Below are 25,278 nucleotides of genomic sequence, written 5' to 3'. Positions count from 1 at the left end.
AGAAACTGCTTAAACTCGCTAGCTATCTTTAACTTCTCACTTCAACCTCTCTTTAGCTGCGCACGTCTTTACTCTATAATCCCTGCGTTTTATTCGGTACTTAACCATTTTCTCCCGGGATATTTTCATGATTTCAAAAAACCAATTAAAACTGCTTCGTGCTTTGGGTCAAAAGAAGCAACGTAAAGCACACGGCTTATTTCTGGTTCAGGGTGAAAAGAACGTACTGGAGCTAGCAACGAGTTCGTTAACGGTTAAACAGGTTTTTGCTACAGCGGAATTTCTTGAACAGCACCGCCAAGATCTTGGTCAGTTCGATTGTATCGAAGCATCATTGGATGATTTGACCAAAGCAAGCACACTGGTCAGTAACAACGCGGCAATTGCGGTCGTAGAAATTCCAAGTACAAAAGTGCCTCAGGCAAAAGGTCTGATGATTGCACTAGATGGTGTGTCTGACCCAGGTAACTTAGGCACCATCATTCGCGTCGCGGATTGGTACGGCATTAAGCACATTGTCGCGAGTTCGGACTGTGCGGATCCGTACAACCCTAAAACCATTAGTGCGACGATGGGCAGCTTTGGCCGAGTTCAGGTTAGCCTTGTTGACCTGCCAAGCTACTTAGAGCAAGCGAACTTGCCAGTCTACGGCGCGTTTCTGGAAGGGGAAAGCGTACATAAAACCGATTTCTCTGCCGAAGGTATCTTACTGATGGGAAGTGAATCACACGGTGTGCGTGAAGAAGCGTCGAAATTCGTGACTGACAAAATCACCATTCCAGCTTTTGGTGGCGCAGAGTCGCTTAACGTTGCCATGGCGACGGGCATTATTCTGGACAACATGCGTCGTCAACACAGCTAATTGAGCGAAATTGAGACACAAAAAAAGCGTAACAACTTCGGTTGTTACGCTTTTTTTGTTTTGGATGCTTTTATTTTTCCAACCTATCTAGCTTGTTTGGTACGCCATTCCATTTCTCGGCGTCTTCCATTGCTGGTTTTACCTCAGTCTGTACTGGCCAAATCTCAGCAAGCTCTGCATTTAATGCCGTATAGATTTGTTGATCTTCTGGGACTTCATCTTCCTGAAAAATCGCGTGAGCGTCACACTCGTCGACACACAAGCCGCAGTCGATACACTCTATTGGGTTGATTACCATGAAGTTTGGCCCTTCGTGAAAGGCATCAGCCGGGCACACTGCGACACAGTCAGTGTATTTACATTGGATACAGTTATCGGTTACGACAAATGCCATGATAATCCGCTCTTAAGTTAGTCAAAATCAAGGAAAGGGGATAATACTCGTCCCAAGGTAAAATTCAACATTCGATAGGTTAAATAGCCCCTCTCACTTTGATTTAGTATGACAGACAATTCAATTTCTCGTAAAATGCGCGCCATTGTGAGCTGACCCTGCATATCGCAGGGTTTTGGCTAAGACACCAACTACCCGAGACATCGATATGATTCGTATTAATGAAATTAGACTTCCTCTTGATCATGAGGAAGACGCGCTATTAGACGCGATCACTAAAAAGCTTGGCATTCCTGCTGAGAAAGTTATCTCTTTTAACGTCTTTAGACGCGGCTACGATGCTCGTAAGAAAACGAATATTCAGCTTATCTACACGCTAGACATCATTGTTGAAGGTGATGAAGCGGCGCTGCTAGAGAAGTTTACGAAAGACCCACATGTTCGCCAAACTCCAGATATGGAGTACAAGTTTGTCGCGAAAGCACCTGAAAACCTAAAAGAACGCCCTGTGGTCATCGGCTTCGGTCCTTGTGGTCTGTTTGCTGGTCTGGTTTTGGCTCAAATGGGCTTTAACCCAATCATTGTTGAGCGTGGTAAAGAAGTACGTGAACGTACTAAAGATACGTTCGGTTTTTGGCGTAAGCGTGCTCTAAATACGGAGTCAAACGTGCAGTTTGGTGAGGGCGGCGCAGGTACGTTCTCTGACGGTAAGCTTTATAGTCAGGTAAAAGATCCAAACTTCTACGGTCGTAAAGTGATCACTGAATTTGTCGATGCGGGTGCACCAGAAGAAATTCTTTACGTAAGTAAGCCGCACATCGGTACCTTTAAACTGGTTACGATGATCGAGAAAATGCGCGCGAAAATCATCGAACTGGGTGGTGAAATCCGCTTTAGCACACGTGTGGATGATCTTCACATGGAAGATGGTCAGATTACGGGTGTAACGCTTTCAAATGGTGAAGAAATTAAGTCTCGCCACATCGTTCTTGCGGTTGGACATAGTGCTCGTGACACTTTTGAAATGTTGCATGATCGTGGCGTTTACATGGAAGCAAAACCATTCTCGGTTGGTTTCCGTATTGAGCACAAGCAAGCGATGATTGACGAAGCGCGCTTTGGTCCAAATGCAGGTAACCCGATTCTTGGCGCTGCGGATTACAAACTGGTGCACCACTGTAAGAACGGCCGTACGGTTTACAGCTTCTGTATGTGTCCGGGCGGTACTGTGGTTGCGGCTACGTCAGAAGAAGGCCGCGTAGTAACCAACGGTATGAGCCAATACTCTCGTTCAGAGCGTAACGCAAACAGTGCGATTGTAGTGGGTATCTCTCCAGAGCAAGATTACCCGGGTGATCCGCTTGCAGGTATTCGCCTGCAGCGTGAATTGGAATCTGGCGCATACAAGCTAGGTGGTGAGACGTACGATGCACCAGCGCAGAAGATTGGTGATTTCCTTAAAGGTCGCGATCCAAGTGAGTTGGGTGATGTGGAACCATCATTCACACCGGGCATTAAACTGACTGATTTGTCGAAAGCACTGCCACCGTTCGCAATTGAAGCGATTCGTGAAGCGATCCCTGCATTTGACCGTAAGATCAAAGGCTTTGCATCAGACGATGGTCTGCTAACAGGTGTGGAAACTCGTACTTCTTCACCAGTTTGTATTAAACGTGGTAAAGACTTCCAGAGCATCAACTTGAAGGGTTTCTACCCAGCAGGTGAAGGTGCTGGTTATGCTGGTGGCATTTTGTCTGCTGGTATCGACGGTATCAAAGTCGCGGAAGCGGTCGCTCGTGATATCGTTGCCGCGATGGAAAACGCTTAATTTCTAACTCGCTTGATTAAGTGAATAAAGCCAGTCAGTCTCTCTGACTGGCTTTTTTGTATTTAGTCTACTTGCACTGTTATCTCGTTCACTACCTCTACACATGCAATAAAAAGCAGCGTATTTATGCTCATTACGTTTAGTTAATGGTATGGAAAATAATGGCTAAGAGAGGAGTGAATGACATAAATATGCAACTGAGTTTCTGTTGGTTTCGTCATTCTGTTAATTGGTGGAAAGATCAATAGTCTAGCCCTATGAGCAAAATTGGCACTTTCCATTTAGTAAAATCAAAAAATTAGACGACACTTATCTTAAGGCCGCAAGAATATGGTTCTAAGGAGATAAGAATGCGATCATTAAAAGTAAAAGATTACATGACGTTGCAAGCAGTGACTTTCACCAAAGACATGTCGCTTTCGGCTGCTTTGAACAAGGTAATAAAAAGCGTCACTCTTGGTGGTCCTGTTATCGATGAGAATAAAAAGGTAGTGGGATTCTTATCAGAACAGGACTTGTTGGATAAGTTGGTTAAAGCAAGTTATCACTGCCAAGACACGCATACGGTTCAGGAATGCATGCACCAGGATGTACTTTCTGTTTCGCCTGAAATGTCGATTATAGAGTTGGCGGATATGATGAAAGTCGGTAAGCCTAAGGTATATCCAGTTGTTGATGACAAGGGAAAACTGGTTGGCATTATTACCAGACGTGATGTTTTGAGAGCATTGGGTGTAACACTCAACGAGTGCTTCATGCATCCGGTATAGTCAGTTAACTTTTAAATGAAAACAGAAAGGCGCACTGGCGTCTTTTTGTTTTTAATGGGGTTGTGTTTGGTCTTTTGGGTAAAAAATTTTTAGTAATTCAACTTGACCTTGGAGCTTACTCCAAGGCTTATCCTTATTGTTAGATGAAGAGTTTTTCACCAGTAAGGAATGAACTTATGTGTACGAAACATCAAGGTTGCCAATCAGGCAAAATCAAATCGGCGGTGCCGCTAGGTGCAACTGACTCCTGTTGTGAGTCATCCAAACCGTCAGTTAATATTTCGCAAGCGAGCGTTGATACGGCAGAAGGCTCCTGCTGTAGTGGTGGTTGCAGTTCAGATTCTCCCGAAGAAGAAGCCCCCGAAAAACTGTCCAATGCTTCTATCCGCAGTGCTTCTATTCGCAATAGTTGGCTGGTCTCTGATATGGACTGTCCGTCCTGTGCTTTAAAGCTTGAAAAAGCCATTACCAGTTTAGACGGTGTCAGCAATGCAAAAGTGTTGTTTGCTACTGAGAAACTGATCGTAGATTTCGACAACCATTCACTTACCTCTCTTATTGAACAAACCGCTCGTCAGACGGGCTTTCCACTTGCGTCACTTGATAAACCAATGAAGAAAAATCAAATTAAAGGTTGGCGCGGTGTTATTTCAGACAATTTGCAAATTTTGTCTATCTCTGTAGCCATGCTAGTCGCCGCCGTTGTTGCCAATGCGAGCTCTCAAGTGAGCTCATGGATATTCACTCTCACCTGTCTGCTTGGCCTGTTTCCTATCGCACGCAAAGCGGTGAAGTTGGCAAAAGGAGGAACGCCGTTCGCGATTGAAACCCTAATGAGCGTTGCAGCGTTAGGCGCATTATATTTAGGTGAAACCGCAGAAGCGGCGATGGTGCTATTGCTTTTCCTTATTGGTGAAAAGTTAGAAGCGTATGCATCATCGCGTGCTCGTAGTGGCATTCAGGCCCTGATGGATTTGGTTCCTGAAAACACGATCTTGATTCAAGAGGGGGTGCGCAAAGAAGTGCCTGCCTCTCAACTTCAGCCAGGGGATGTGATTGAAGTCGCGCCCGGAGGTCGTATGCCTGCCGACGGTATGCTAATGAACTCAATGGCCAGCTTTGATGAAAGCGCGCTGACTGGAGAATCCGTGCCCGTTGAATACGAAGAAGGCGGCAAAATCATGGCGGGTGCCGTCGTTGTCGATAAGGTAGTGCAGGTACAAGTTACTTCACGACAAGGTGATAATGCGATTGATCGCATCTTACATTTGATTGAAGAAGCAGAATCACGAAAAGCCCCGCTGGAACGTTTCTTAGATAAGTTCAGCCGATGGTATACGCCGTTAATGATGTTAGTGTCGTTGGTGGTCGTTGTTGCTCCGCCGCTGCTGTTTTCTCAGCCTTGGGAGACTTGGATTTACCGTGGGTTGGCACTGCTGCTGATCGCTTGTCCGTGCGCTTTGGTTATCTCGACACCAGCTGCGATTACTTCAGGTTTAGCGGCGGGAGCTCGTCGCGGTGCATTAATCAAAGGCGGTGCCGCATTAGAGTTGCTTGGGAAAGTGGAGTCGGTTGCTTTTGATAAAACCGGCACGCTGACAGAGGGTAAGCCTAAAGTCACCGATGTGTTGGCATATGGCGTAACTAAAGAGCAGTTAATGAGCCATACTGCGTCGATTGAAGTGGGGTCAAGTCACCCATTAGCCGTATCGTTGGTCAATAAGGCCAAAGAGTTGGGTATCACAATACCAGAAGCAAGCGAAAAAACTGCGCAGGTTGGCTCGGGTATAACAGGGCTCGTGGAAGGTAAGCTAATTCAGGTAATAGCCCCGTCGAAAGCGGAATTTCAGCTTTCCCAGGAGATACAAGATCAGGTTACTGACCTGGAATCGTCGGGGAAAACGGTGGTTATCGTACGCTTTGAGCAAGAAATCGTGGGTTTGATTGCCTGGCAGGATACATTACGTGAAGATGCGCAACTTACCGTTTCTGCTCTGAAAGGGTTAGGTATCAGCTCTGTGATGTTAACGGGAGATAACCCTCGTAGTGCGGAAGCCATCGCCAGCCAAATAGGGTTAGATTATCAAGCCAGCTTATTGCCTGCCGACAAAGTACATTATGTTGAAATGCTTTCGAAGCAGCATACCGTTGCAATGTTGGGAGATGGAATCAACGATGCGCCAGCGATGAAGGCTTCCAGTATTGGTATTGCCATGGGAGGCGGGACGGACGTGGCACTTGAAACGGCAGATGCGGCTCTGACTCATAATCGTCTGTCAGAACTACCAGCAATGATCGAATTGTCACGTGCGACAATGAACAATATTCGCCAGAATGTTGCGTTAGCACTTGGCCTTAAAGGCGTTTTTCTTGTGACGAGTCTGTTTGGTATTACCGGACTTTGGATGGCAGTATTGGCCGATAGTGGAGCGACAGCATTGGTGACACTGAATGCGTTAAGGCTGTTACGTTTTAAGTCTAAGCATATGTAGTATTGAAACAAAGTTGCACTATATTTAACCCGAGACATGATGGTGTCTCGGGTTTTTTATTTTCTTGCACTCGGTATTGCTCGGCTTGATAGCTGGGTGGTAATGGTTTTCTATCTTATATGCAACTGGATTTAAATTTCACTAAAAGTGTGATGTAAATCTATTTTGTGTGAAAGTGTGGTTATATTACATTTTGCAGATGTGATTAATGTCACTATATATCCCCTTAAGGTTGGTTACAGTGGTTCTGTACCCAACCACAGATTAATGAGCTTATTGCCGAAAAAATAAGCCACAATAAGGAGCGACTTATGTCTCAAGCTGTATTCCATCTAGGTGTTACTGAAGCTGATCTTAATGGTGCGACTCTAGCCATTATTCCAGGTGATCCTGCCCGCGTTCAAAAAATCGCTGAGCAAATGGAGAACCCAGTATTTCTTGCAAGCCAACGTGAATACACGCTATACCGTGCAGAGTTGGACGGTAAGCCTGTTGTGGTTTGTTCAACTGGTATCGGTGGCCCTTCGACTTCTATTGCGGTTGAAGAGCTAGCTCAGCTTGGCGTACGTACTTTCCTCCGCGTTGGTACCACGGGCGCTATCCAACCAAACGTAAACGTTGGTGACATGATTGTGACGACGGGTTCTGTTCGTCTGGATGGTGCGAGCCTGCACTTCGCACCAATGGAGTTCCCTGCGGTTGCTGATTTTGACGTTGCAACAGCGATGAAAGCTGCTGTGGAAGAGTCTGGTGCCACTGTTCATATGGGTGTAACTGCATCAAGTGATACTTTCTATCCAGGTCAAGAGCGTTACGATACATTTACTGGCCGTGTTGTTAAGCGTTTCCAAGGTTCAATGAAAGAGTGGCAAGACATGGGCGTTCTGAACTTTGAAATGGAGTCAGCGACACTGCTAACCATGTGTGCAAGTTCTGGTCTTAAAGCAGGTTGTGTTGCAGGTGTTATTATCAACCGTACACAGAAAGAGATCCCGGATCACTCTACTCTGAAAGAGACAGAAGCTCGCTCTATCAAAGTCGTCGTAGAAGCAGCGCGTAAAATGCTTTAATTCGTCTTTCATTGACGGAATAGAATTGAAAAAGCCAGAGGGAAACCTCTGGCTTTTTGCTTTTGGTTGTACACAATCATGAAAAAAGCAGCGTTTTCGCTGCTTTTTGTATTTTGTGTTGATTAAACCTCGTCTGAACCACCTGCCGCTTTAAACCACGCAGTAAGGTGTGTTTTCAGATCTTTTAGCTCATCAGGGCCAATCAGAGCTAATCCCAGATCTTCGGCACGAGTAATGTCGTTATGACGTAGTGGACGGAAGCTGACCAGCATGGCTCTGGCTTGCAAGCCGCCTAAAAGGTCGCGAAGTGATTCCAGCTTATACAGCGTATCATCACCGTCATCACGCATACCCTTTGTTTTACACTCGATGATGTGAAGCTTGTTGTTTACCACTGTCGCGACGTCCAGTTCATTACGAACTTCACTTTCTCCAAGCTTACGGTAGACCTGAACATTCAATGAGCGGTCTTGAATCGTTGGCATCGTGTCTTGAATCTGTTTAACAGTACTGTGCACCAAGGTTTCCAGCCATTCGCCGTTAGAGAAGCGACGAGCATCTTCATTTGCAAAGGTCAGAATGCCGTTTTCGTAGGTGGCAATTTGCGCTTCAACAAGATCACTGAGCAGCATGTTAAGTTCGCGATAGCCTTGTTGCTTTTCAGACAGTTCTACATCCAGCTTCTGCTCTTTACGACATGTCGTTGCAAGATAGTTGAGTGTGGCTAAGCCAGGACCAAGCTCAAGGGCGTTTGATGCCCAACGCTCGCCTAAATCGTATAGCTTTTTATCAAGCAGAGGAGGAAGGTCAAGGTACTGGAACTCGCCTCGCGCACCAAAAATCGTCAGATAATCAGCAATCTTAATATGGTCTTCTACCTGAGTGTCTTCCTGGCCATCAGGGTAAAGCCAGCATAATTTGTCGCTGTTTGGCTCAACCACAAAAATTGGCCAGTGATAAGTGCGGAACACTTCATAAACAGACAGTAAACGATGTCGAAGGCCACAGCTGGCATTGAGTTTTACTTCTTCGCCGCGATCGTGAAGGTCCTTCGCTAATTTCTGAATCGATTGTTTAATTAACGTGGTATTGACTGCGGAAGGGATCTCAAAGAATTCGGAAGTAATCTCTCGCTGCGTTAATACGGAGCTCAGTCGGTTGTACATTTCTTTTTGGCTAGAGTCGCCGATGAAGACAATATGCGAACTTAGCGTGCGATTATCCAATAGAGGGGTAACCAATCTCACTGGGTCTTGGTCAATTATACCAACATGAACAGCCATAGATTTTCCTTTTTATGCGGCCGCTCGAAAATAGATATGCAAGAGGATGAGTCGGCCATACTAACGATATGTAGACACGACGGATAAAAAACAAGGGCGACATCATAAAAAGTCGCCCTTGCACAGTTGGTTGAACCAGTTCCTTTAATTATGGCTATAGCGTAAATCGGTGCACCAGCGAGTTTTGTTGATGTGCCAGATGAGTCAGCGATTCACTGGTTTGCGCGATGTTAGACATGGCCTGATAGCTCTCATCTGCGATATTGTTGATGTCTTCAATACTGCGAGCGATATCTGCCGATGTTTCACTTTGCTCTGCGGCTGCCTGCGAAATATGGGTGCTCATTTGACTAATCTCGATGATAAGTGCCTGAATTTCTTCCATCGAACTATTGGCCTTCGAAGCTTGTTCCACCGACTCTTCCATATCGTTCATACAGCTTTGTATCACATGATTAGCCGATTGGGAGCTCGATTGAAGATTGCTGATCATCGACTCAATCTCGGTTGTTGATTCTGTGGTACGGGAAGCAAGAACACGTACCTCATCAGCAACGACGGCAAAACCACGTCCTTGATCGCCAGCGCGAGCGGCCTCAATGGCAGCATTCAGAGCCAATAGGTTGGTTTGCTCGGCAATGTTACGAATCACATCCAGAATAGAGCCAATCTGTGCGCTCATCTTCTGTAATTCAGAAACGGCACTGACAGACTCATGTAAACGCGTCTCAAGCTGGTTAATCGTGCTGATATTGCCACTCATAATGTTGCGACCTTCTTCTGAAGCCGACTCAACGCGCTGTACCATCTCAAGCGAGCTTTGAGCATTTTGTGCCACCTCCTGAACGGAATGTGACATTTCAGTCATTGCTGTCGCGACATTGGCGGTCTGTTCACGTTGAGAATTCAATTGTCTCTGAGCGAGGGAAGAGGTTTGCTCGTTAGTGGCAGCCGTAGACGCCAGGTTTTCAGACGCATCATTCAACTTAACCAGAATGTTGTGCAGGCTATCCGCGAGCGAATTGATGTGGCCGCTTACCCGACTGAATTCATTTTTGTAACGAACATCTATTCGCTGCGTCATATCGCCTTCGGTTAGGCTTTCAAGTACGTTGAGGATCTTGGTTAGAGGTTCACGCACACTGTGAGCAATGTGATAGCCGATAGCGGCAGCAAACAGCACTACAACAACACCAATGATCATGGCTTTTGTAACCCCTGCCGAGTAGATATCTCCCGCGTCAGCAAGAGATTCATTTAATTTATCCGTGGCGGTAGTTGTAAACTGCTCAAGAATCGCCATGGTTGCGTCTACTTTGCTGGTAAGGTTAGCTATGTTGGCATACAGCGCAGAGCGAGCGGTGAGGTAGCTGTTGTGCTGATCCAGAACGCCACCACGTTTGCCTACATCGCGGGTGAACTGTTCGACTGAATCGCCGAAGACTTTTTTAAGTTCTGGTAATTGAGCTGTCAGCCCACGGAACGCGTCGTTTAAGTGCGATATCGCTTTACGGTTTTTAGCGACGGCTTTAGTAACAAAGTCAGAGTTTGAGCTGGCTAACGCATCTGACGTAATGACTTCCGCGTCTTTCAGTTTAATGAAGTAACTTTTCGCCATCACTTTCACGGAGATACTGGATTGATCATCAACGTATTCTTTCAGCCCGATAGAGAGCTCAGTATTCAGCTTTTGGAAGCGTCGTGAAGATTTCTGAACCGCGTCTTGGGCTGCGAACATGGCTTCGTAGTTATCCATAGCTTCGATAGCTTCTGTAAAGTAGCTTTGCTCTAATGTTTTTAGCTCAGCAAAGGGTTCGGCTAGAGAAGGGTAGATTTCACTCGCGGATTTTAATTGCTCCAGGGTGGATTCAAAACGTTGTTGAGATTTGGCGAATTCCTGACGCAACTCGTCCATGCGCTGTTTATTCTCAGTAGTCAGGAAGTCTTTGAAAGATTTATCTGCTGAAAGTAACTCGACACTGGTTTGGTTCGATAGCGAAACCAGCGGTAAAGATGACTCGGATACGGTCTGAAACTTGCCATGAATGTCATTCATTCCACCCATCATTATGGCAATAGTGACGGCGAACAGGATGATGATAAGTCCAAAACCAGCATACATCCGTTTAATTACTGAACCTCGCATACGTGAGCGTCCTCTCCCAAAAATAGACAAAAAGGTTTCCAAATGACGTCAAAATGCTGGATTCGTAATGGTTTAGTCCATATCTGATCAGTATCTATAAGTGATTTGGAGATAATTTATAGTTGTCTTAAAAATGTAACAAAATTAACCGGATTGTATTGACTATGCGACGCGCATTTTATGACGCAGGCTACAAAAAAGGCTTTGTTTTAAACACCTTAATGAATAATGTTAAGTGAACACTGTTTTTATTGAGCTCTGCTTAGGGTTGGCGCATACTAACTACGTTACACAACTTATAAAATGGAGTACCCATGCCGGAAGAGACTATCTTTAGTAAAATTATTCGTAAGGAAATCCCAGCTGATGTTCTTTACCAAGATGATTTAGTGACTGCTTTCCGTGACATTAACCCGCGCGCGCCAAGCCATATTCTTATCATCCCAAATAAATTGATCCCGACAGTGAATGATGTCGAAGCTGAAGATGAAGCAATGATGGGACGACTATTTACCGTCGCGAGAAAGCTTGCAAAAGACGAAGGCATTGCAGAAGACGGTTACCGCTTGATCGTGAACTGCAACCCACATGGTGGCCAAGAGGTTTATCACATTCACATGCACCTACTGGGCGGCCGTCCTTTAGGGCCAATGGTGGTGAGTTAATCTGATACCAATCGTAGTAAATAACTGGTCATTCTAGCTTGTTAAAATACTCGATAACGGCGTTAAAATTTTTGATTGTAGAATAACTACTTATCGAAAAATTTCGCCTTGTTCTCAAGCATTTTTCCTACGCTATTTATGAACACTTACTTACTGTGATTGGTATGCTTAATTGGGTGGTGAATTGGCCACCCAATTTATACTCTTTTCTGAGCACACATTTGTGGAGATAAATGTGAAATTAGGTGTGAAGCTATTAGGGCTGGTCAGTTGGGCTCTTATGGCGACCGGCTGTGCTAATTTGTCTGCGGGTAATTTGTTTAGCCACTACAGTGATCAAAACCAAGAAATGTACCAAGCTGTGGTTGCTGGAGAATATGTGAAAGCCAAGCAACTTCAGTCGAGTGATGTTGGTGGTGAGATACTTGGCAATTTCGAAAAAGGCAGACTTTCATTTCTTGCCCAAGACTATCCAACCAGCCTTAGTGCGCTGGAAAAAAGCGATAGTGCTGTCCGCGTCCAACAAGAGCGTGCCACAATCTCACTGTCTGAGACGACGACCAGTGTCGGTGCTTTAGCCGTCAATGATAACCTCAAAGACTATCAACCCGCTGACTATGAGCTTGGCTTTTTACACTTATATCTGGGTCTAAATTACCTGCAGAAAAATGATCTGGAAGGCGCGTTAGTTGAAGTTCGTCGTGCTAACCAAGTACAGGAAGCTGCCAGAAAAGCACGTGAGAAATCGTTACAAGCCGCAGAAGAAGATCTGAAAAACCAAGGCATGTCAGCTAATTTGGGTAGCGTACTGGCAAACTATCCCGATGCAGGGGGGAAACTCAGTGCGGTACAAAACGGCTATCTGTTTTATCTTTCGGGTCTTTTATATGAAGCGTCGCGAGACCTGAATAGTGCGTATGTCGATTACCGGCGCGCTCTGGCGGTAATGCCAGACAATAAACAAGTGATAGAAAGTACACTGTATGCCGCTAAGAAGCTAGGCATGAGGGAAGACCTTCGCTTGCTGGAAAAACGCTATGGTAAAGCGGCCTCTGGTTTAAGTAAGTCACAAGGTCGCGTGATCATTTTTGATGAGCAGGGTGTGGTTGAAGCTTTACAAGGCTGGCGTATTGATCTGCCCATTTACGACAGTCGAAAACGATGGGCGATCTATTCACTAGCACTGCCTTATTACCCCAACCGAGGGTCGCAGAGGTTTAGTGATTTGAGCCTGAATGACACTAAACTTAATTCCAGTAATTTGGCCGATATCAATGCCATGGCGCAGAACGATCTTAACGAACGTTTGATGACGATTGTTATTCGTCAGGCTATCCGAGTTTGGGCAAAAGATCGTATTCGTAAAGAAGCGGCCGCGAAAGGTGATGATGTTGGTAACATTCTTTTTAACGTCTGGAACACATTAACCGAGCAGCCTGATACCCGAAGCTGGCAAACGCTGCCTGCGAGAGTAAAAACCGCTTCTCAAATCGTGAAACCCGGCACACAACGTTTAAACTTGGGTGATCAAGTCTATCAATTTGATGTGCCTGCGCAGCAAACGACATTAGTTTGGGTTTCACGTCAGGGGGCACATTCGACTGTTTGGCATAAACAACTGGGGAGATTGTAATGAGATCTTGGCTTATTGGCTTAGCGTTGATTGTAGGTTTGGCAGGGTGTGCAGACAACACTGCCGGTATCCGAATTGATGGTCAGACGCAGCAAATCTTTTTTAACGACAATGTGTTGGGCAGTCGATTACTGGTAGACAAGATTACGACCACGTATGTCGACGACCGGCCAAGAGGCGTGGTTCAGCTTAATAGTAACTATCAAGGTGATCAGCATATCCTCTACCGCTTTTACTGGTATGACAATAACGGCCTGGAAGTGAATACCAAACCGGGACCGTGGCGAAAAGCGATCGTGCGTGGTTTTGAATCAGTGACACTTTCTGAAGTGACAGTGAATCCAAATGGCACTCGATTCCGAGTACAAATCAGAGAAGCACAAGACAATTAATTTTTAGCTTGCGCCTTGAGTGCGCAGGTATTGAATAAACTAAGGAACTCTCATGAAAAAAAGTATTATTGCTCTTTTAGGTCTTGCCGTCATTTTAGGGGGGTGTTCTAACAAGGTCTCTTACGGTGATGCGCAAGCGACAGAAACCACCACCATTGATTTTGGTTCTACCGACCTGCAAACCATTGCCGCTGAAATGGTCGATAGCATGATGATGTCTGGTTCTGTAGCTGCAATTACTCGTGATCAGCGTCCTATTGTGTTTGTTGAACGCATTAAAAATAAGACCAGCGAGCATATTGATACTGAGTCTATTACAGATACGATTTCAACTAAGATGCTGAATTCAGGTAAGTTCCGTTTTGTCGATATGGACCGCGTTGAGTCTGTTCGTCAGCAGCTGAACTTCCAGAATACCGATGAGCTAGTCAATCAAAGTACTGCTATTCAGTTTGGTAAAATGGTTGGCGCGCAATACATGCTTTACGGCAACCTTTCAAGCATTGTGAAGAATGCAGGAAGTGACAAAGACGTGTACTACAAAATGACAATGCGACTGATGGATCTCGAAACCGGCTTGATCGAATGGGCGGATGAAACAGAAATCCGTAAAGCGCAATCGAAGAGCTTATTCGGTCTCTAACCGATAGTTAATGGAGAAGTCATCAATGGCACTGTTCTCTTGGCCGCAGGCTAAACAGCTGGATCCGACGCTTAATGCGCTTGATGTCTTCTTTATTGAACCTCCTGTGAAAGTTCAAACCCTCACAGGAGGGCTGACAAACCGTTGTTGGCGCTTAGAAACGGCTGATGGGCAAGCTTACGTCTGGAGGCCGTTGAGTAAAGTGTGTCAGGCTTTTCTCATTTCTCGTCACAATGAATATCAGGTTCTTAGCGCCATCGGGTCTCTTGGCGTTGGTCCCAAGCCGGTATTCATCCATGAACAAGGCCTTCTCGTTGAGTGGGTTAAAGGAGAAACACTCACTCATATTGGTATCGAATTGGACGAGTTACTTTCTCTCGCTGCAACGATTCACACCTTCCCATCTAAGGCCGTACCGGTTGTTCCGTTCTCTTATCTCTCCCGAATCGATCATTATTGGCTAGAATTAGGCGGTAGCTATACTGGAACAGAGTTTGAGGCTTTGTATCAAAAGTGGCGCACGGAACCGAGCATAAAGCCACTGCCGCTGGCACTGTGTCACTTTGATTTAGGTAGCTACAACTTGGTTCGGGGCGATGAGGGCGTCAAAGCCATCGACTGGGAGTATGCCGGGCTCGCAGATCCTAGATTAGACTTGGCTCTGATACTGCAGGTTGCCGATGTGCCTATCGACGATGGGGTAGAACGCTATTGCCAAATTCGTAATATCGAAGATGTCTCTGTCTGGCTGGAGGGGGTGATAGCGTGGCAGCCAAGAACATTGGTGATGGCAATGCTTTGGTACTTACTGGCTTATCAATTGTGGGGAGATGAACAATACTTAAGCAGTGCCAACGAGTTTAAAGGTTTATTGTGTATTTACGATCACTGTTTTAATAACTCGTGACATATTCCCCTTTAAGAGTAAGGAAATAGTGTTAGTTTTAAGAAAAGTACCAGATATATACAGGGAGAGGTACAGATGATTATTTACTTGCACGGCTTTGATAGTACTAGCCCGGGTAACCACGAAAAAGTTCTTCAATTACAATTTATCGACGATGACGTTCGCTTTATTAATTACAGTACGCTTCATCCTAAACACGATATGCAGCATTTGCTAAAAGAGGTGTCGAAGGTTATTGATCAATCCGATGATCCGAATCCATTGATTTGTGGTGTTGGTCTCGGTGGCTATTGGTCAGAGCGAATTGGTTTTTTATGTGGTATCAAGCAGGTGATTTTCAACCCGAACCTGCATCCTGAGAAGAACATGGCAGGGCGTATTGACCGTCCGGAAGAGTATGAAGACATTGCCACTAAATGTGTCGATCAGTTTCGAGCAAAGAATAAAGGGCATTGCCTGGTTATTTTGTCTAAAGAAGACGAAGTGCGCGATAACAAAGAAACCGCCGCTGAGCTAGAAAAGCATTACCCAATTATTTGGGATGAGACTCAAACACACAAGTTCAAGAAGATCTCTCATCATTTACAAGCCGTGAAAGAATTTAAAAACACCTAATACGGTCTACTTCATCCAACTGTTAAACAAAAATGGCACTCCGCGGAGTGTTATTTTTTTATCAAACCCTCCTCATCTATGAATTCTGTCGCTCTGCCATATGGACCTATGACTTAGCCAAATTTGCCTTTGTTTTAAACAATTATTGTGTTCTGTCTATTGTTTTACCATAGAGGCTCTATGTGGCACGAAGGCGGTGTTGTAGACTGGTCGATAAAGTAGGCAAACCGTATTCAGAGCAAGGATTTTGGTTGCCTTCAATACATGGCTCTATATAATGAGCGGGATTAAAATTGTTTGACAAATATCAAAAAAATTATTGAGAGCAGGTAAAAAACTTGCCCATTTTCGTCTGAACTTTAGGTATCAGACTCAGCAAAAGATGCACAATAACCAATTGATAAAAATGAATAAAAATTAAGCATCTATTTTAATCCCAAAAGCTTGAGACACCTCTAAGAACCAAGAATTCATCGGTTGGATGCTTCTCATCAGTGTGCCTGATAGTGAAGGGTCGAGCTGAACCCATTTATTCATTTTTGTAGAGGAAAATCATTGTGACACGCATTATCGTTGTAGGCGGCGGTGCTGGTGGCCTGGAATTGGCAACTAAGCTTGGCCGTACACTTGGTCGAAAGAACCGTGCGCAAATTACGCTGGTAGACCGTAAAGCGAGCCACTTGTGGAAACCGTTGTTACACGAAGTAGCAACCGGATCATTAGACGAGGGTGTTGATGCATTGAGCTACCGTGCTCATGCGAAAAATCATAGTTTCGACTTCCAAATGGGTAGCCTTCAAGACATTGACCGTGAGCGTAAAGTCATCACGTTGAGTGAGCTTACAGACGAACATGGTGAACTGTTAATGCCAAGCCGTGAGCTGGAATATGACATTCTGGTGATGGCGATAGGTTCTACTTCAAACGACTTCAATACTCCGGGTGTTCGTGAAAACTGTATTTTCCTCGACAGCCCTGAACAGGCTCATCGATTCCGCAGCGAAATGAACAACGAGTTTCTTAAGCTCCATGCGAAAAATGGTAACGGAACCGTTGATATCGCAATCGTTGGTGCAGGTGCAACAGGTGTGGAACTTTCAGCTGAGCTGCATAATGCGATTAAAGAACTTCGTGCATACGGCTTTGGTGACTTAGACTCGAGCAAGCTCAATGTAAACCTTATTGAAGCTGGCCCACGTATTCTACCTGCGCTTCCTTCTCGAATCTCTACTGCAGCACATCAAGAGTTGACGAAACTAGGTGTGAATGTGCGTACCGCAACAATGGTGACAAAAGCTGAGAAAGACGGCTTAACGACCAAAGACGGTGAGAAGATTTCCGCTAAAATCATGGTTTGGGCGGCAGGAATTAAAGCGCCTGATTTCATCAAAGACATCGCGGGTCTGGAGACGAACCGAATCAACCAGCTCGTGGTGAAAAGTACCCTTCAAACCACGCGCGACGACAACATCTTTGTGATCGGTGATTTGGCTCAGTGTACTCAGGAAGATGGTTCGTTTGTACCGCCAAGAGCTCAAGCTGCACACCAAATGGCAAGCCGAGCATTCAGCAACATCGTCGCGATGATCAACGGTCGTGAACTAAAAGACTATGTGTACAAAGATCATGGTTCTTTGGTTTCTCTGAGCCAGTTCTCGACAGTGGGCAGCTTGATGGGCAACTTAACCAAAGGCTCAATGATGGTTGAGGGTCGTATCGCTCGCGTGGTGTATATTTCACTGTACCGCATGCACCAAATTGCGTTGCACGGCCTTTTCAAGACTGGTTTGATGATGCTGGTTGGTCGAATCAACCGCGTATTGCGTCCTAATTTGAAGCTGCATTAATAGAGTAAACTTCGCCAAGCGAAAGCTGTGCGAAGTTTCTGAGCAGTTATAAATACGCAGTTATAAATACAAAGCCACCGCATGTCGGTGGCTTTTTGTTTTTCTGCTGTTACGTCCCAAACGTTACTTTAGATCTTCTGGTAGCAATGAATAGACAATGCCATCTTTTGGCTTACCGTCAAAGATGTAGCGGTTTCTGGCAATTGCCTCTTGGTGTGCACCAACGGATTCGATCAGTGCCTGACTGGCAGTATTATCTGGATCGCAGACAATTTCGATACGCGTCAGGCTAAGTTTAGCGAAGCAGAATTCGGCTAATGCACAAACCGCTTCTTGTGCGTAACCCTGTCGCTGATAACGGTCGGCAATCCAATAGCCAATACTCGCCATGTTAAAGGTATGGTAGAGCTCATTAATAGCCACCATGCCAAGAAGGGCATTGCTTTCGCGGTCATAAACACCAAAACCAAAAGCTTCTGTTTTCACCCAGTTCAAGCGTGTGGAAAGCAAGAAGTCCTGTGCGTATTTGAGTGACACGTTTTCACCACACCAGTCTAACCAGGTATGCAGTGAAGGAGATTCGGCAAGCAGCGTATGCAGAGCATTTGCATCATGGGCAGGAATAAGACGTAAAGCTAAGCGCGGCGTAATAATTTCAAAATCGGGGCTCATGAATTGATATGACTCCCTTACTGGTCGTTTTTTAGTTATAAAACAAAAGCGCAGCCTGAGCTGCGCTTTTATTATTTTTATGGTTTAGTTTACGCGGCGTACCTGGATGATCATTCCCATTAAAGGGCTGTCCAGGTAATGTGTTTCGCTGCTTCGCATGCGGCGTTTTTGATCAAGGCGGTAAGTCTTAAGAAACTTCTCTTCAGTCACGGTTGGCGATACATCGGCTAAGTTACCAACCTGAACATTTCCGTCAGCTTCACCCATTTCGTTTGCAAGCTGTTCAACGGGTTTAGGCTCAAAACGAATTTCTCTGACACCCGGCGCACGCAAATCCATGGTTGTCTCTGCAAACAAGTAGTGTTGAACGTAGACCTGAATTTTGCCATCTAACTCGTACAACGGGCCATTTACGTTTGACTCACTGTAACCATCGCTAGCGAACGTGGTTTGGCTACCATCGATAGGGCTGCCATCGGAATAATACGAGCCTGAAAAATCACGGCCAGCTACAATGCGGAAAGTCGGTGCACTGCCTTGTCCCTGATCACCTTGTCGCCAAGCTACATGCTTTAATACTCTAAATCCGGCGTGACTGTTCAGCGCAGCCTCTTGCGGGTTTAAGCGAAACGAAGAGCTAGGCAGTAAGGAGACACCTTTAGATGAGCGATAAGCGTCACTATCTAAACTGCCGACATTGGTCATGTCGATTTTCGGTAGTTGGTCTGGCCAAGACTCACTCGTGTTTTCCGCGTCGACGGTGCGCTTGAAAATGATCACTTCAATATCAAATTGACGTTGTGCCCAAGAGGGCATTGAGACACAAAGAAGTAATAACGGGATCAGTATTCTCATTCGACTATTAGCTCGTTGGTAATAAATTCTGTTTAAAATCATTCAGTAAGTCTTTAACAAACTGAACTCGTTTGCGTCGGTCAGTTAATGGTACGCTAAACTTGAACTTAGTTGGACCTTCCATCGCAAATTTTTGAGGCTGTGATTGCAGGAGTTTAACTAAATACGCTGGATTTATGTCAGCATCAGGGTAAAACTCTACAAATCCGCCTTTATCATGGGCTTCAATCTTTTTCGCTTTCAGACTACCTGCAGCAAATTTCAGTTCTGAGACAGCCAACAGATTTTTTGTTGCGTCAGGCAAAAGACCAAAGCGGTCAATCAATTCCACTTTCAATTCTGACAACTCATCGGCGTTGGTGACGCTCGCGATACGTTTATACATTGAAAGACGTGTATTTACATCGGGGATGTAATCATCTGGCAAGAGTGCAGGAATGCGCATTTCCACTTCGGTCTGCTCGCGCAGTAACTCATCCAGCGATGGCTCTTTCCCTTCTTTCAATGCTTCAACCGCCTGTTCGAGCATCTCCATATACAGTGTAAAGCCAACCGATTGAATTTGCCCACTTTGTTCATCACCAAGTAGTTCACCAGCTCCGCGAATTTCTAAATCGTGTGTTGCGAGCGTAAAGCCAGCGCCAAGATCTTCGAGAGAGGCAATGGCGTCAAGACGCTTAATGGCATCTTTGGTCATCGCTTTTGGATGCGGCGTCAGTAAGTAAGCATAGGCTTGGTGGTGAGAACGACCCACACGGCCCCTTAGCTGATGCAGCTGAGCCAAACCAAGGTTATCCGCACGATCCATGATAATGGTATTCGCCGTTGGGACATCGATACCTGTTTCAATGATCGTAGTACACACCAGTACATTAAAACGTTGGTGGTAGAAGTCGTTCATGATGCGTTCTAGCTCGCGCTCACGCATTTGTCCATGTGCCACAGTGATACGGGCTTCTGGAATCAGTTTTTGTAGATCTTCAGCGGTCTTTTCAATGGTTTCGACCTGATTATGCAGGAAGTAAACCTGACCACCACGCATGATTTCACGCAGTACCGCTTCACGTACAACCGGCTCTTCACGCTGTCGGACAAAGGTTTTGATTGCTAGTCGACGCGCTGGTGGAGTAGCGATGATGGACAGATCGCGCATTCCACTCATTGCCATATTGAGCGTTCTAGGGATCGGCGTTGCGGTTAGGGTCAGAATATCGACATCCGCACGCATTGCTTTCACTTTTTCTTTTTGACGCACGCCAAAACGGTGCTCTTCGTCGACAATGAGCAGGCCAAGATCTTTAAAACGAATGTCGTTAGAAAGCAGTTTGTGTGTTCCCACGACGATATCGACTTTCCCTTCCGCTACATCTTGCAAAATCACTTTCTGTTCTTTAGCCGATTTAAAGCGAGATAACACTTCTACTCGGATCGGTAAGTTGGCAAAGCGGTCACGGAAGTTTTCAAAGTGCTGCTGGGCAAGCAGGGTCGTTGGTACCAGCACGGCGACTTGCTTGCTGTTGTCCGTTGCAACAAATGCTGCTCGCATTGCTACTTCGGTTTTACCAAAACCAACGTCACCACATACCAAGCGATCCATAGCTTTTGGTTGGCACATGTCAGACATAACGGCATTGATAGCCATTGCCTGGTCATCGGTTTCTTCGAATGGGAACGTTGCTTTGAATGTGGCGTACTGACCTCGATCCAATTCGAATTTAAAGCCCGGTTTTAATTCACGTTTGGCGTAAACATCCAGTAACTCTGCTGCTACGTCACGCACTTTCTCGGCGGCTTTACGTCGAGCTTTAACCCATGCTTCTCCGCCGAGTTTATGCAGCGGCGCGCTCTCTACTGCGCCACCAGAATAACGGCTGATAAGGTTCAGTGATGATACGGGTACGTACAACTTGGCGTCGTTTTGATATTCAAGTGTTACGTACTCAGTTTTCATACCGCCTGCTTCAAGCGTTTGCAGGCCGATATAGCGACCAATACCGTGGTCGATATGAACAACGGGCTGGCCTGGTTTTAGCTCGGCAAGGTGGCGAATAACGGTATCGCTGTTGACGGCTTTTTTGTCTTTACGACGACGTTGTATGACGCGGTCACCAAGCAGGTCACTTTCGCAGATAAGGGCGAAGTTCAGCTCATCATGGATAAAACCATGCTCAGTCGCACCCAGAATCAAGCTAAATCGATCTTTAGAATCGAGCGCCTTGTAGAACGATTGGTGAGCGACAGGGCGAACTTTAATGCCTTGTAGAAGCTCTGTGAGCGCTTCACGTCGACCTTCTGATTCAACAGAGAAGATGATTTTTCCAGTGAACTGCTCACTGAACTGACGCAGACGCGAAAGTGGTTCTTTGTTCTGCTGTTGAACGCCCAGTTCTGCTAACGACTGCACCGCCAAATTCTGACGACCAGCACGCTTGACGATTTTGTCCAGATGCAGTTGTGCTTGCGGAAGCTGTTTGAAGTGGGTGAAGAGTTCATCCTTCTTCAGCCACAGATCATGCGGTGCAAGCAGTGGGCGTAATGGATCGATTTTCTTCTGATCGTAACGGTACTCAACGTCAGTTAAGAAAGTTTCTACGGCGGCTTCAATGTCACCATAAGTGATCAGTTGCGAGTCTTCTGGCAAGTAATCAAACAGGGTTTCTGTATGGTCAAAGAACAAGGGTTGCCAGTATTCAATCCCTGCCGGCCACGTTCCTTTGGTCACCTGCATGTAAATCGATTCAGGCTCACGACGCGCTTCAAACTGAGTACGCCAGCGGGTACGAAACTCTTCAATCGCTTCTTTGGTGGTCGGGAACTCATGAGCGGGAAGCAACTGAATCTGTTTGATGTCTTCTATCGAGCGTTGGTTCTCTGGATCGAACGTACGGATGGTGTCGATCTCATCATCGAAGAAATCGATACGGTACGGGTCATCGCAACCCATAGGGAAGAGATCAAGAATGGAACCACGGCTTGCATACTCACCAGGGCCAAAAACCTGATCTACGTGACGATAGCCAGAGTTTTCTAACTGAACACGCAGCTTTTCGAGTGAAAACTGATCGCCGGTTTTTACCATTAAAGTGTGTTGCAACAAGAAATCACGCGGAGATTGACGCTGCAGTACGGTGCTGACTGGCACAATCGTGATGCCGTTTTGTTGGGTCGGCAACTGGTATAAGCGCGCAATCCGATCAGAAATGATCTCCTGATGTGGAGAAAAGTTATCGTATGGCAGAGTTTCCCAATCAGGGAAAAGGCTGACAGGCTGATCGGTGAACTGCTCTATTTCTGCTTGCAGTTTCAGGGCTATTTGAGGATCTGGCACCACAAGCAGTGAATGGCTTGTATGCTGTTTTGCGAGCTCTGCAATCGCAAGCGGCAGAGCAGCGCCAGGTAAATTACCTAACTGTTTTTTATCGCCACGCTCAGATGGGTTGGTGACGGAAAGTATCGTTGCTTTTGTCATAGGAGTTATTTTTTATCTCGCTCCAGTGAGCGCTGACGTAAAAGTTTTTGTTGTTGGTATAAGGCGGCTTTGATCAGTAAGTCTTGATCGGCGTCTCTGAGCATTTTGTATTTCAGCGTGACGAGAAAGCCCTGATCCGACGAAGCACATTCTACGACTTTAGCGTAGCAGTATATTGCTGCGGCCGGATTATCGAGGAACAGTTTCACACGCACTAACTGTTCTGTGTCTAATTCGCTATCGGCATGGTAGCTTAGCTGGCTCGCACCAAATTGCGTGGTTTGATATCTGACTGACGCGTCATCTTGCTGTGACAGCATAAAGCTTAGCAGGAGATTGAGCTTGGTATTTTGCGTGTCGAGTAAGCTGATAACGTGCTTTAAATCTTTATTTTTTAGTTCCGAGCGAGCGTTGTCTGACAACATGTCTAATTGGCTAAACTCACAAGCGACAATGAAAGGCGCCGGAATTTCAGCAACAAAGGTTTCTTCATCTGGCAAAGCAAAATCGGTACCTAACGCTTCCACGTTGATGGTGATGCTGTGGTGAACGGTGAAATATTCTTGCTCTGTCATATGGTTGTCCTTTGGCCTGCGAGCGCTCTCTGATTGATTTGCAAATCAGAGAGTAAGGCACTGATTATCGCTAACTGAATGAAGTTATCAAGTTTACCGGTTTTTTGGCCTGAACTTTTTGCTTTAAATGCGGACTTATTGCATGTCGTTGACAAATTTAGCGATTATCTTGTCTTTTTCACCAGAAGAGTAAGGTAAGATAGCCGACAAAGTTTAGTCTTATATCAAAACAGCCGGTTGGTTTGTCTTATATGTATCATCCTATCTCATTATTTATTGGTTTGAGATATCTTCGGGGTCGCTCCGGAGATAGGTTTAGCCGATTTGTTTCCTATATGTCGACCGCAGGCATCACCATCGGAGTGATGGCGTTGGTGACCGTTCTGTCCGTAATGAATGGTTTCGAAGCGCAGCTTAAAGAACGCATTCTTGGTGTACTTCCTCATGCTGTGATTTCTCAGAGCGACGGCAATACACCATTGACTGAAACAGCACCTGAATTTATTCAGAACATTTCAAAGGTCGCGAAGCCTGAACCTGTCGTTCGTGGCGAAGCCGTTATTCAAAGCTCCGCACAATTGACTGCGGGGTATTTGATTGGGATTGAGCCTAAAAAGGGAGACCCAATCGCTAACCACTTAATCGCTGGTCGACTCTCTGCTCTAGAAGCAGGCGAATACCAAGTGTTTTTGGGACATAGCCTTGCCCGTTCTCTGAAAGTTTCTATCGGCGACAAAGTTCGCCTTATGGTGACAAACGCGACGCAGTTTACGCCAATTGGCCGTATTCCCAGCCAGCGTAACTTTACGGTTGCTGGCATTTTTAATACGGGTTCCGATGTTGACGGGCAGCTTATGATCGTCAATATGACCGATGCAGCCAAGCTGATGCGATTACCGCAGGATACCGTGTCTGGCTGGCGTGTCTTTTTCTCTGATCCGTTTATGGTGACGGATTTCGCTGATAAACCAATGCCAGAGGGATGGCAGTGGAGCGACTGGCGTGCCCAGCGTGGTGAACTTTTTCAGGCAGTAAAAATGGAAAAGAACATGATGGGCTTAATGCTGGGGCTGATCGTTGGTGTTGCGGCGTTTAACATTATTTCTGCGCTGATCATGGTGGTGATGGAAAAACAAGCCGAAGTCGCGATTCTTAAAACTCAGGGTATGACGCAAACGCAAGTAATGACAATCTTTATGGTCCAAGGCGCAAGCAGTGGTGTGATTGGTGCGATTGTTGGTGGTTTGGCTGGCGTGATGTTATCTCTCAACTTAAATCCGATTCTTGAGGCGGCTGGTGTCGCGTTGTTCTCTTTTGGCGGCCGTCTGCCAATTTTAATTGATTCATTTCAGATTCTGTTAGTGGTGGTATTGGCAATTGCTCTGAGCCTGGCCGCGACTGTTTACCCTTCTTACCGAGCATCTTCTGTTAAACCTGCTGAGGCACTTCGCTATGAATAAGCTATTAGAATGTCGTGATATTCGTAAAGTCTACCGAGAAGGTTCGTTAGATACGGAAGTGCTTAAAGGTGTCAGCTTTGATATTGAGAAAGGCGAGCTGGTTTCTATTGTTGGTTCATCGGGCTCGGGTAAAAGCACTTTGCTACATATTCTTGGTGCACTCGATGATGCGACGCACGGCGAAGTGGACTTTTTAGGTCAAAACTTGTCGTCACTCGGTTCAAATAAGCAAGCTGCATTGCGCAATAAACACCTCGGTTTTGTGTACCAGTTTCATCACTTGTTAGCTGACTTTACGGCGTTGGAAAACGTAGCAATGCCACTTTTAATAGGCGGAACGAAAGCCCCGGAAGCGAAAGCGGCAGCACAAGCGTTGTTGGATAAAGTCGGGTTAGGTCACCGTATCGATCATCGTCCATCGGAGTTGTCTGGTGGTGAGCGTCAACGTGTGGCAATTGCGCGTGCGCTGGTCAACAAGCCAGACTTGGTGCTGGCTGATGAGCCGACGGGTAATCTGGACCATAACACAGCGCTGTCGATCTATGACCTGATGCGGGAGTTAAACCAAGAATCGAACATCGCCTTTTTGGTAGTGACACACGATAACGAACTGGCTGCGAAGATGGATCGCCAAATGCACATGCAAGACGGTTTGCTGGTGGATCGTTTAACGAGTCAAGCATCTGTGGCGGAGGGCTAA

21 protein-coding genes are annotated in these 25,278 nt (G+C 45.8%); 14 read left to right on the top strand and 7 right to left on the bottom strand.

What is annotated here, in order from left to right; translation table 11 throughout:
- Positions 1–127: 127 nt before the first annotated feature.
- On the top strand, positions 128–862 hold the full coding sequence (locus tag V1U08_RS10225) for an RNA methyltransferase (protein WP_065302130.1): 735 nt from the start codon (positions 128–130) through the stop codon (positions 860–862).
- Positions 863–932: 70 nt separating this feature from the next.
- On the opposite strand, the gene fdxA is transcribed toward V1U08_RS10225, so the two are convergent.
- Positions 933–1,256 carry a ferredoxin FdxA gene (gene fdxA, locus V1U08_RS10220; protein WP_330470540.1) on the bottom strand — a complete coding sequence of 108 codons (324 nt, stop codon included), beginning with the start codon at positions 1,254–1,256 and terminating at the stop codon, positions 933–935.
- Positions 1,257–1,464: 208 nt separating this feature from the next.
- On the opposite strand from fdxA, the gene V1U08_RS10215 reads away from it, so the two are divergent.
- The 4 genes from V1U08_RS10215 (at position 1,465) to udp (ending at position 7,416) form a co-directional block, all read left to right on the top strand.
- Entirely contained in the window at positions 1,465–3,084 is a 1,620-nt protein-coding gene (locus V1U08_RS10215) for an NAD(P)/FAD-dependent oxidoreductase (protein WP_330470539.1), read from the top strand.
- Positions 3,085–3,434: 350 nt separating this feature from the next.
- Positions 3,435–3,854 carry a CBS domain-containing protein gene (locus V1U08_RS10210; RefSeq protein WP_014231267.1) on the top strand — a complete coding sequence of 140 codons (420 nt, stop codon included), beginning with the start codon at positions 3,435–3,437 and terminating at the stop codon, positions 3,852–3,854.
- 176 nt (positions 3,855–4,030) lie between these two features.
- The gene (locus tag V1U08_RS10205) at positions 4,031–6,346 is read left to right on the top strand and encodes a zinc/cadmium/mercury/lead-transporting ATPase (protein WP_330470538.1); all 2,316 of its coding nucleotides are present in this window, start codon (positions 4,031–4,033) and stop codon (positions 6,344–6,346) included.
- 311 nt (positions 6,347–6,657) lie between these two features.
- Positions 6,658–7,416 carry a uridine phosphorylase gene (udp, locus tag V1U08_RS10200; RefSeq protein WP_014231269.1) on the top strand — a complete coding sequence of 253 codons (759 nt, stop codon included), beginning with the start codon at positions 6,658–6,660 and terminating at the stop codon, positions 7,414–7,416.
- 122 nt (positions 7,417–7,538) lie between these two features.
- Here udp and V1U08_RS10195 read toward each other — a convergent pair whose 3' ends face one another.
- Both V1U08_RS10195 and V1U08_RS10190 read right to left on the bottom strand, forming a co-directional pair.
- Positions 7,539–8,699 carry a DUF1887 family protein gene (locus tag V1U08_RS10195; RefSeq protein ID WP_014231270.1) on the bottom strand — a complete coding sequence of 387 codons (1,161 nt, stop codon included), beginning with the start codon at positions 8,697–8,699 and terminating at the stop codon, positions 7,539–7,541.
- A gap of 154 nt (positions 8,700–8,853) precedes the next feature.
- The gene (locus V1U08_RS10190) at positions 8,854–10,845 is read right to left on the bottom strand and encodes a methyl-accepting chemotaxis protein (RefSeq protein ID WP_118118026.1); all 1,992 of its coding nucleotides are present in this window, start codon (positions 10,843–10,845) and stop codon (positions 8,854–8,856) included.
- A gap of 314 nt (positions 10,846–11,159) precedes the next feature.
- Here V1U08_RS10190 and hinT point away from each other — a divergent pair, with 314 nt between their 5' ends.
- The 7 genes from hinT to V1U08_RS10155 all read left to right on the top strand — a co-directional run bounded on the left by hinT (position 11,160) and on the right by V1U08_RS10155 (position 17,547).
- Positions 11,160–11,510 carry a purine nucleoside phosphoramidase gene (hinT, locus tag V1U08_RS10185; RefSeq protein ID WP_020332840.1) on the top strand — a complete coding sequence of 117 codons (351 nt, stop codon included), beginning with the start codon at positions 11,160–11,162 and terminating at the stop codon, positions 11,508–11,510.
- 235 nt (positions 11,511–11,745) lie between these two features.
- Positions 11,746–13,143, top strand: a complete 1,398-nt coding sequence (locus tag V1U08_RS10180; protein ID WP_330470537.1) for a COG3014 family protein — start codon at positions 11,746–11,748, stop codon at positions 13,141–13,143.
- Positions 13,143–13,535 (top strand): YcfL family protein, encoded by a 393-nt coding sequence (locus tag V1U08_RS10175; RefSeq protein ID WP_014231274.1) that lies wholly within the window; start codon positions 13,143–13,145, stop codon positions 13,533–13,535. Before V1U08_RS10180 ends, V1U08_RS10175 begins: the two co-directional genes overlap by 1 nt.
- A 52-nt stretch (positions 13,536–13,587) precedes the next feature.
- Complete coding sequence (lpoB, locus tag V1U08_RS10170) at positions 13,588–14,178, top strand: penicillin-binding protein activator LpoB (RefSeq protein WP_014231275.1); 591 nt, start codon at positions 13,588–13,590, stop codon at positions 14,176–14,178.
- A gap of 25 nt (positions 14,179–14,203) precedes the next feature.
- Positions 14,204–15,085 carry a thiamine kinase gene (thiK, locus tag V1U08_RS10165; protein ID WP_330470536.1) on the top strand — a complete coding sequence of 294 codons (882 nt, stop codon included), beginning with the start codon at positions 14,204–14,206 and terminating at the stop codon, positions 15,083–15,085.
- A gap of 75 nt (positions 15,086–15,160) precedes the next feature.
- Positions 15,161–15,700: an alpha/beta hydrolase YcfP gene (ycfP, locus tag V1U08_RS10160; protein ID WP_014231277.1), complete on the top strand. Its 540-nt coding sequence runs from the start codon at positions 15,161–15,163 to the stop codon at positions 15,698–15,700.
- A 557-nt stretch (positions 15,701–16,257) separates the two neighbouring features.
- Entirely contained in the window at positions 16,258–17,547 is a 1,290-nt protein-coding gene (locus tag V1U08_RS10155; protein WP_014231278.1) for an NAD(P)/FAD-dependent oxidoreductase, read from the top strand.
- Between the two features lie 123 nt (positions 17,548–17,670).
- On the opposite strand, the gene V1U08_RS10150 is transcribed toward V1U08_RS10155, so the two are convergent.
- The 4 genes from V1U08_RS10150 to V1U08_RS10135 all read right to left on the bottom strand — a co-directional run bounded on the left by V1U08_RS10150 (position 17,671) and on the right by V1U08_RS10135 (position 23,118).
- Positions 17,671–18,219 carry a GNAT family N-acetyltransferase gene (locus tag V1U08_RS10150; protein WP_330470535.1) on the bottom strand — a complete coding sequence of 183 codons (549 nt, stop codon included), beginning with the start codon at positions 18,217–18,219 and terminating at the stop codon, positions 17,671–17,673.
- A gap of 84 nt (positions 18,220–18,303) precedes the next feature.
- The gene (locus V1U08_RS10145) at positions 18,304–19,074 is read right to left on the bottom strand and encodes a peptidoglycan binding protein CsiV (protein ID WP_076633415.1); all 771 of its coding nucleotides are present in this window, start codon (positions 19,072–19,074) and stop codon (positions 18,304–18,306) included.
- Between the two features lie 7 nt (positions 19,075–19,081).
- Positions 19,082–22,543: a transcription-repair coupling factor gene (gene mfd / locus V1U08_RS10140; protein ID WP_330470534.1), complete on the bottom strand. Its 3,462-nt coding sequence runs from the start codon at positions 22,541–22,543 to the stop codon at positions 19,082–19,084.
- Between the two features lie 5 nt (positions 22,544–22,548).
- Positions 22,549–23,118 (bottom strand): PilZ domain-containing protein, encoded by a 570-nt coding sequence (locus tag V1U08_RS10135; RefSeq protein ID WP_065296580.1) that lies wholly within the window; start codon positions 23,116–23,118, stop codon positions 22,549–22,551.
- Between the two features lie 251 nt (positions 23,119–23,369).
- Here V1U08_RS10135 and lolC point away from each other — a divergent pair, with 251 nt between their 5' ends.
- Together lolC and lolD are read left to right on the top strand one after the other, a co-directional pair.
- Entirely contained in the window at positions 23,370–24,578 is a 1,209-nt protein-coding gene (lolC, locus tag V1U08_RS10130) for a lipoprotein-releasing ABC transporter permease subunit LolC (protein ID WP_330470533.1), read from the top strand.
- Positions 24,571–25,278: a lipoprotein-releasing ABC transporter ATP-binding protein LolD gene (gene lolD, locus V1U08_RS10125; protein ID WP_020332845.1), complete on the top strand. Its 708-nt coding sequence runs from the start codon at positions 24,571–24,573 to the stop codon at positions 25,276–25,278. Before lolC ends, lolD begins: the two co-directional genes overlap by 8 nt.

The sequence above is a fragment of the Vibrio sp. YYF0003 genome (assembly GCF_036350715.1).
Taxonomy (GTDB): Bacteria; Pseudomonadota; Gammaproteobacteria; order Enterobacterales; family Vibrionaceae; genus Vibrio; species Vibrio natriegens.
This window is presented reverse-complemented; position numbering and strand designations above follow the sequence as displayed.